This is a genomic window from Helicobacter sp. T3_23-1059, assembly GCF_053654515.1.
On record NZ_JBSIUV010000077.1, the window covers coordinates 1 to 7,316 of the forward strand.

At 33.3% G+C, this 7,316-nt stretch carries 8 protein-coding genes and 1 pseudogene; 6 read left to right on the forward strand and 3 right to left on the reverse strand.

The window, feature by feature from the left end; translation table 11 throughout:
* Positions 1-529 precede the first annotated feature (529 nt).
* The 3 genes from icmH to tssJ are packed head-to-tail and all read right to left on the reverse strand — an operon-like array spanning position 530 to position 3,173.
* Positions 530-1,306 (reverse strand): type IVB secretion system protein IcmH/DotU, encoded by a 777-nt coding sequence (gene icmH, locus ACWIX0_RS12430; RefSeq protein ID WP_454174306.1) that lies wholly within the window; start codon positions 1,304-1,306, stop codon positions 530-532.
* 9 nt (positions 1,307-1,315) lie between these two features.
* A complete protein-coding gene (gene tssK / locus ACWIX0_RS12435; protein ID WP_454174307.1) occupies positions 1,316-2,707 on the reverse strand; it encodes a type VI secretion system baseplate subunit TssK in 1,392 nt (463 codons plus the stop codon).
* A complete protein-coding gene (tssJ, locus tag ACWIX0_RS12440; RefSeq protein ID WP_454174308.1) occupies positions 2,697-3,173 on the reverse strand; it encodes a type VI secretion system lipoprotein TssJ in 477 nt (158 codons plus the stop codon). Before tssJ ends, tssK begins: the two co-directional genes overlap by 11 nt.
* A 160-nt stretch (positions 3,174-3,333) precedes the next feature.
* Between tssJ and ACWIX0_RS12445 the strand changes: the two genes are divergently transcribed.
* The 6 genes and pseudogenes from ACWIX0_RS12445 to ACWIX0_RS12470 all read left to right on the forward strand — a co-directional run.
* Entirely contained in the window at positions 3,334-4,533 is a 1,200-nt protein-coding gene (locus ACWIX0_RS12445; RefSeq protein ID WP_454174309.1) for a type VI secretion system domain-containing protein, read from the forward strand.
* 11 nt (positions 4,534-4,544) lie between these two features.
* Positions 4,545-4,973 (forward strand): hypothetical protein, encoded by a 429-nt coding sequence (locus ACWIX0_RS12450; RefSeq protein WP_454174310.1) that lies wholly within the window; start codon positions 4,545-4,547, stop codon positions 4,971-4,973.
* Positions 4,936-5,280, forward strand: coding sequence for a hypothetical protein (locus ACWIX0_RS12455; protein WP_454174311.1), 345 nt, complete (start codon positions 4,936-4,938; stop codon positions 5,278-5,280). Before ACWIX0_RS12450 ends, ACWIX0_RS12455 begins: the two co-directional genes overlap by 38 nt.
* A 2-nt stretch (positions 5,281-5,282) precedes the next feature.
* Complete coding sequence (locus tag ACWIX0_RS12460) at positions 5,283-6,089, forward strand: T6SS effector amidase Tae4 family protein (protein WP_454174312.1); 807 nt, start codon at positions 5,283-5,285, stop codon at positions 6,087-6,089.
* Positions 6,090-6,098: 9 nt separating this feature from the next.
* Entirely contained in the window at positions 6,099-6,551 is a 453-nt protein-coding gene (locus ACWIX0_RS12465; RefSeq protein ID WP_454174313.1) for a hypothetical protein, read from the forward strand.
* A gap of 83 nt (positions 6,552-6,634) precedes the next feature.
* Positions 6,635-7,316: pseudogene (locus ACWIX0_RS12470) on the forward strand (T6SS effector amidase Tae4 family protein); the annotation flags it as partial.

Here is a 7,316-nt window from a genome sequence, read left to right on the forward strand (position 1 = left end):
GCATTAGCCTCGCGGTATGAGGTAAGCGCGGAGCGGTTACCGAGCGAGTGAGGCGACTATATACCCCGCGTTAGCCTAGCTTCAGCGTAAGCCTAATAGCACAAGGTGCGTATGAGTATTATTTACAATGTTATTGTAAATAATAAGAGGGGTATATAGTTTTTTGCGTTGCGTGCCTCGCGCACGCATAAGCAGAGCAACATAACTCTGCTTATATTATTATATTGCACAAAGTGAGAACGAAACAATCTATAAGCGCAATGTAATCATAATTCACATTTCAAATTAAAATTACATTATCATTAAAAATGACAATGTAACCTACAATGATAATATAATAACACTTGCTAAAATTTTAAGTTGGTTATTTTAATCTTTGTGCAAAGATTTTGTATCAAAATCTTACTAACTTGATTATTTCACCTAAAATGAAGTTTTTTAATGCAATCAATGCTTAAATGTGTTGGCTTCACTAACTCTTGATATGGTAATATATTTGTTTTTCGTTGGTGTAATCATAAATCAAAGTTCATTTATTAGATAAACTAGATTGGTGAATCACCTTGCTTACTTTATTTTGAATTTGTGTGTTGTAGGATTCTAAATCAAATGCGTTATAAGCAAACACGATTAGCACGATACATATTGGCAGAGCTACCAAAATCTTTTTTAGATATATTTTTTGAAAATTCTGCCACGCACTTGTTTTTATGGCTACATCATAAGCCTTATTAAATGCTAGCTCGCTATTAACTTCATATAGTGGAGTGAGTGCAGATGATATGTTGTTGCAAAAATATAAGATTCGTTCCTCGACATTGTGGCTATTAGTGTATTTGCCCTTATAACCTAACACCAAACAAGCATAGACAAACTCTAAAAAATCCTTATTTTTGGCCGGATTATTTAGCCACGAGAGTGCTATATCATAGAAATTATCACCACCTAAAATCTCATCAAATAAACGCACGGTCAAAGTATTATTCGCCCAAGAGCTATTCATAAAAAGCTCATTTTTCATTAGCATTTCATCGATAAACACACAAAGGCAATATCGAAGTTTGATAATATCTTTTTCGTCATATTCTTTTGTGGCACTTAGTTTAGAGCTCCAAATCAAAATATCATTTACCATTTTTTCTTTTAACGATTCTATGATACTTATGTCTAAATTATTAACCTTTGAAACGCGAGAGGCAAAAAGTAGCATTTCGATGCAATAATCCACAACCTTATTGCTTGTTAGCCCGCTCAAATCCGAGCTAGCAAGCAATCCAAGCTCTTTTGATTCTGCGCTAGATTCCATTATGTTTCCTTAAAATACAGCCCACATTTTTATATCTGGGCTCTTAATATTGTGCGTAAGATAAAGGCTTATGACACTCTCTCCCTTAAAATGCTTAAATAGCTCATCTTTTTTATCAAGTTTATAATACACATAGCCATTTAGATATGGGAGGGCTGAAGGCACATTTGGAATCTGTGTAATATTTAGCCCTTTTAGCTGCGTTACGACTATGTGTTTGATATTGCTTTGTGTGTGAATCTTGCTTTGAGATTTGAAATTTTTTAGCAAATATTCATAGCTCACATCGGCATTTACCGCTATGAAAATCTCCGCTTCTTCCAATATTTTTGCATTATCAAACATAAAATCATAGAATCCATTGCCATTATCGATGATTTTTGCCATCGAATACCTTGGAGAAGTAATTTTTGAAAATAGAATTTTTAGATTATTTATTAGTGGCAAAAATGTTGCGTTTAAATTATCGTGATTATAAGGGATAAAATCTAGCAGTGAATCTTCTGTGCCAAATGCGCCAATCTCACCTTGAAATTCCACAAGTTTGTCATACAAAGATTCTGGGTGGAGTTTTTCTTTATTTGCAAGCGCAGAAAAAATCAAAAACCATTTTTTAAGCAGATTCAAAGACAAGTAAGTGCTAAAATCTAGCGTATTTTTTGTTTGGTCAATGCCTTTAAAAATCTCGCCTAAAATCTCCTTATGTCGCTTGATAGAAAATAGCGTTTCCTCCAAAAATGCCTTGATAATCGGGCTTTGATTGATATTTAAATATGTGGGGATAAAATTTTCCTCTAATTGGACTTTTTTATTAGAATCTATATGCTTAATCTTAGCGATAGGAATCTCTAATTCATCAGGGGTAGAGTCGCCTAAAATCCCAAGTTTTAGCCTTATGCTTGCTAGAGTTAGATTTGTTTTTTCTTGGGTAAAGGTAATATTTTGCTCATCCCTTTCATCAAGCAGCTCTTTTGGAGTATTTTGGCTATCGTCATAGATGCGCGAAGCGATGATACTTCGTGTGGTTATGTATTTTGAATTAGCAAAATTATTATGCAAAGCAATATCAGCAATGCTAGTAGCACCTAGCGGAATCTTTAGCGTTACAATGGAATTTTCTAATGATTCATAATTTACCTCTAATGCTTCTGGCAATAAATCCTGCTCTGGAGCATCAAAAATACTGCCATCTTTAGCGATTCCTATGACTTTTTCTAATGCAATTTTGCCCTGCATAAGCATTTCGCTCGAAAATTTTATATCCATAATGCCATAAAGATTATTTTGTATGGCAATAGTTTTGGTGTCTATGTTGCGCTCAAAATATCGCTCTTGTTGTTCAAAATGAATCTTTTGAATATTTAAGCCATTAAACCACGCGACTTTTAATTTATTTGCCATATTTTACTCCATAGATTCGCTTAATCCCTTCCTGTGTAATCTCAAACTTTACCACCTTTTTATTCCGCAATCCTTTTACTTTTTTTGTTTTTACCCAAACTTTAGTTGTTCTAAGCGCATCATTTGCAAATAATGCCAAAATACCAATATATGGAACTTCTTTATCTTTAATTTTTAGGGCTATGATTTCATTTTTGGGGGCGATTTGCAATTTCATTGAATCGATTTTGTCTTTGCCAAGTGCGCCATCTTCTCTAGTGATTAAATCTTTATCACTTGAATCTATAAATTTCTCAATATTGTTTAGTTTATAAACAACAATCGTTACAGGGACATCATCAGATCTATTGTTTAGATTTGAATTTTCGATGTTGTTAATTTTTATGCTAACGGTGCTAGAACAAGCCGAAAACAAAAAGCACCACAATAAAACAATCGACATATTAAAAACTTGCCTGTATTTCAAAATATTGACCTTTGGGGGTTAGATTTTGATAATATTCTAGTATTTAAATGCTAAAATTTTAATAAATTTACAATATTTACGGAATGTAAAGATGTGTTTTTGCAATCATTTTAGTCAAAATTTGGAACATTTAGAAACCTATCATCTCATTGAAAACGAGATGTCTAAATACAAGACGCTAAACCACGAACACATAAAGTGGGACAAAGTCTATGAATACTGCTTAGAGATTTTGCAAAATTTTTCTATGGATATGAAAATTTGCAATTATTTTGTTTTATCCTGCGTTGCGCTAAAACAAAACTTTGATATGGCAAATAAGCTATTTGTAGCATTAGCTGATATTTTACAAGATAAACCAAACAATCTATCCAAACAGCCAAGCGACTTAAAAAATCAAAAAAAGAAACTAAAAAATATCATCGAATCTTTCATAATAGAAGCAAATAATCTTCATTTATTAGATTCCGCGTTAGCAGAAAATTTCAACAGGACATTTCAAAATTTAGGCAAACTATTAGAATGTGATTTTCAACCCATTTGCGAAAAAGAGCAAACGCACAAAAGCGACACAGTCATAGACTCACCACAACAAGCCCAATCTAAAACCCCAAATACCCTTGCTTTGAATCAATTAAGCAATAGAGAATATAGGGATTTTTTGAATAATTTAGCTTTTGAGATTTTAGAGCGCGATATAGGCAACCCTAACGCCTATGCTATGTTTATAGAAGCAATGTGGGGCAGAATCAAAACGCTCCCGCCACATAGTCAAAATATCACCCAAATAAAATATCCAAGCCAAAATCTAATCCAAATGCTAGATTCAAAGCATTCTAATGCGCTAGAGCAAATCAAACTTTTTATGTCAAATCTCGCCCTAAATCCATTTTGGATAGAGGGATTGAGGCGATTTTGTGATTTTTTGCAAGAGCAAAAACTAATAAATGCTACAAATCTACTCCAAATTTTAGTGGGAAGTTTTCTTACAAAGTTTAAAGAGATTGTAAATCTTAAATTTATAGATGGCGAATCTATGTGTGAATCGCGCCTTTATGAGTATTTTGCAAGACAAAATACTAAAGTCGAACACAAAGCAGATAAACATAATAAAAGCAAAGAAAAATCGATGAATCTAAATGATATGTTGTTAGATATGAATGCCAAAAATAATAGCGATTCGACTTCATCGCACATAAATGCGCTGATGGAGATGGCTAATGCCTTTGAGGAAAAAAATATGAAAAATAATGCAAAAATATTATATATTCAGCTAAGGGATTTAATGGAAAAAACATTGTTAAAAGATTATCTAGCAGATGATTATCTAAAAATCAAATCAAAAAGCCAAAAAATATAAAAAGGATTCCAATGCCAAATCCGCTATTAGAAACAGATAGCGTAGAATGCGCTCATAAAGGCAAAGTCTTGCTTCAATCAAGCACAAAGGACATAATGTGTGTGCAAGATTCTAGCAACAATGACGCAGGAATGATAAGTTTGGGCGATTTAGCAAATGCCTCTATCGTAGGCTGCACCAATAATATCGCAGGTGTGCCTAGCCCTTGTATGAAATTAGTAAATATTCCCACTTCGATTTGCTCCACAATGCTTGAAATAAACAATCAAAAAATAATCATAGCCCAAGCCATCTCACAAGTCCTAACCGACAAAGGCTCACCGCTAATCCTGCAAGACGAGCCAAAAGCAAAGGATATTTTCGAGCTAGATGAGGATATAACAGATTTTGATAATGCGAAAAATGGCAATGAAAAACGCAGAATCTACAAGCCAATCTAGTGAATATTCAAACGAATCTAATGCAGAATCTAACTCAAAATCAAGCACAGATTCTAGCAATTCACAATCCCAAAAAGAAATCATTGAAATGTATTTTAGCTATGGGGAGGAGTGTAAGAGAATCAAAACAGATTACAAAATAGAAAGCGATGTGAATTTGCATATCGTTACACAGGGCTACAAGCTAGGTGAATCAATAGAAATTACACTAGAATCTGACGATGGCAGGACAATCAATGTAAGTGGCAATGTAAATGAAAGTGGCGAAGTAGTGATATATAATGTATTTACAAAAAATAAGGAGTAAAAATGGCGACTTGGAGAGTAACTTATAAAAACTTAAGTAACAAATTAAATATAACAAGACCTAGATTTTGTAGAATTGCTGAATCGTATATGAAAATAACCTCTATAAACGAAAATTTTGAAAAAACAATAAAAGAAAATGTCGAAAATCTCAAAAAATGGGAGCAATTAAAGCTAGATTTTCAAAAAAACATAGAGAAGCATAATGTGAAGTTGGATAAAAGATATATTGACAATTTTAATTACATAGATGCTAGATATGCTATGGTTGGAGGGGAACCGTTGTTGGACTACATAAACGACACAACGAAAAATAAAGTATATCGCAATACTTGCGCCTTAAGAGTTAGCTTTGCATTCAATTACGGTGGTATGCAATTAAAAAATTTAAAAAATAAAATAGTTGGCAGAGAGCGTTTAGGAAAAGACGCTCATGCATATTATTTAAGCTCTATAGATATAAAAAATCTATTGATAAAAAATTGGGGAATAATACCATTTAACAAAGACGCAACTGATAAGTTTTACTATTCATTTTATGATTATAAAAACATTAAGGACATTACCATGTTAGACAATCTATCAGAATTTAAAAAAATCAGAGATAAAAATATTGAATTTAAGGCAAAACTACTAGGCAAACAAGGGATTGTTACAATGGATATAGCTGGCTTTCATGATGCGGTAGGGCACACTACTTTATGGGATGGGCAAAAGTTTGTTGATGTGGCATATGGTGCAGATGATTATTTAGCTAGCAATAACAAAAAAGTTATCGTTAAAGAAATTTGCTTTTGGCAATTATCATAAAAAATTCCAATGAAAAAATATACTAAGATTTTGCATATTGCAATGATTGCCTGCATAAACTATACTATATGTTTTGCAGAAGCGACTATCTGCAATAGATTCAAAAAGCAATATTACGATGGGCACTGCAACAAAATATACTGCGCCACACCAGATTTAAAATCTTATGGGCTTGCTTATTGCTTTTCAACATCATTGCTTGATAGACTGCAAAATCCTCAATATCACGATTTGTCGCTAAAAAGTGTATGCAGGACTTTGGATTTTAATGACGAAGGCTTCGCGGAATTAAAAAAGTATGTCGATGAACAAGGAGCGCACATTCCAAAATACCCAGAAAAACGGCGAGAATTGGCATTGATAGGAGGGATTACCAAAAGATGTCTAAAAATGTATGAATCTCCTGAATACAACGCCGAAGTGGAGAGAATCATAAAAAAATACTGCAAAGAGTGTGAGTAAAGAATCTAAAATGTTTAAGATGAAATGAAGGAAAATCTAAAATAAATTTACATAGGAATTAAAAATTCAAAGGACAAATCATTATGCCAAAGCTAAATCCACTGCTAGAATCTGACTCCATAGAATGCGCTCATAAAGGCAAAATCCTACTTCAATCAAGCACAAAAGATATAATGTGTGTGCAAGATTCTAGCAACAATGACGCAGGAATGATAAGTTTGGGCGATTTAGCAAATGCCACCATTATAGGCTGCACGAATAATATCGCAGGTGTGCCTAGCCCTTGCACAAAATTAGTCAATATCCCAAACTCTATTTGCTCTACAATGCTAGAAATAAACAATCAAAAAATAGTCCTAGCCCAAGCCATCTCACAAGTCATCACTGACAAAGGCTCACCGCTAATCCTGCAAGACGAGCCAAAAGCAAAGGATATTTTCGAGCTAGATGAAGACATAGCAGATTTTGATAATACACAAAATCACAACGGGAATGCAGAATCTACAAGCAAATCTAATGCAGAATCTAACTCACAATCAAACACAGATTCTAGCAATTCACAATCCACGCAAGATTCACAAAAAGAAATATTAGAAATGTATTTTAGCTATGGGGAGGAAATGATAAAATTAGAGGACGAAGATTCAAGACATAGCAATGATATGAATTTACATATTGTTACGAGTGGGTATGAGGATAATGAGCAAATAGAAATAGAGGTTAAAACACAAAGCGAAATTTTTATCATAAACGCTGCAATACACA